This window comes from Herbiconiux daphne, from assembly GCF_024979295.1.
GTDB lineage: Bacteria > Actinomycetota > Actinomycetes > Actinomycetales > Microbacteriaceae > Herbiconiux > Herbiconiux daphnes.
This window is the reverse complement of the sequence record NZ_JANLCJ010000122.1, coordinates 1-1,155: the sequence shown is the minus strand read 5'-3', so window position 1 is coordinate 1,155 and position 1,155 is coordinate 1. Positions and strand designations below refer to the sequence as shown.

Annotated in this window: 2 protein-coding genes; both read left to right on the top strand. The window is 40.7% G+C overall.

Going from position 1 to position 1,155, the window contains the following annotated elements:
* Positions 1–401: 401 nt before the first annotated feature.
* The gene (locus N1032_RS23485; protein WP_259542775.1) at positions 402–908 is read left to right on the top strand and encodes a hypothetical protein; all 507 of its coding nucleotides are present in this window, start codon (positions 402–404) and stop codon (positions 906–908) included.
* Between the two features lie 10 nt (positions 909–918).
* Entirely contained in the window at positions 919–1,146 is a 228-nt protein-coding gene (locus N1032_RS23480; protein ID WP_259542774.1) for a hypothetical protein, read from the top strand.
* The last annotated feature ends 9 nt before the right edge of the window (positions 1,147–1,155 follow it).

The following is a 1,155-nucleotide window of genomic DNA, read 5'->3' as shown; positions in this document are numbered from 1 at the left end:
TTCCACAAGAACTACAACTACCTACTTACGAAAAACACAACTTGGGTTTCATTCCATTCGAACTAATTACATTTAGGGAAAATCGTAATGTGGTTAACTCGGGAATCAATGCGTGAGGAAAATACGCCATCGATGCCGATGTTGCCAACTTGGCGGACTCAATTAACTACTCACTAAGGCAACACTACAAAGAGAAGTGAAAAGGTGCTACAAGGGTGTTCGGTCAATTCGATTCCTCATACGCTCAAAAGTTAGTTGCTAATGGAACTATCAGTCAAGCAGTGGCAGACGACTACATTATCTCGGCCGATATGACACCTAACCAAAACAAACCTATTGAGGCAGTCCAAGGAACTTATGACGCTCAAAAATGGTTGGCAGGTTGACAAGCGGAAATCGACTTGTATATGATTGGTTGTGGTTACTCGCCAATATTCGCACAAGGTCAAGCAGGTGCTACCGAAGCACAAACCTTAATCACTAAGGACAACGACCAAAGAACCACAAAACAACTAAGACGTAGATTTACCGAAATACTTTCAAACCTATTCGCCAAACTACTTGTCTACAAAGGTTATGCCACCGATAGAGAATCGGCATTCGAAATGATTACGATTCAAATCAAGGAAAATGTGGTGTATAATCAATTACAACTTGTCGACTTCCTAAACAACGCCATCAGTTATGGTCTAATGACTAAACTACAAGCGATTATGATTATGAATGACACCGACAACGAGGACGACGCTAAACAAGTCTTGGAGGAAATTGAGAAAGACCAACAAGCACAAAACCAACAAATCATAGAACACCAAGTCGCTTTTAATCAAGCAACAAGCGAATCAAACCCTGAGGGTCTTGGAGCAATGGGTAATGGTGGAGACGCAGACCCAATATTAGAACCATAAGGAGAATCAAATGAACGGACGTAATGCCTTTGTAAATCGTTTTATAGCAAATCAACCTAAACACAAAAGGGTTGAACTAACCAAAAAGAACTCTTTCCAGATTCTACCTTTCAAACTAATCGCAGGGTTTATTACATCAACCGCAAATGGTATCGTGTCAAACGATACTTCTTACGTTGCGGACTACTCAACTTTCCAACGTGTGTTTACCGGACTTGAAAATATGTTAGCATTATGAGAGGACGCT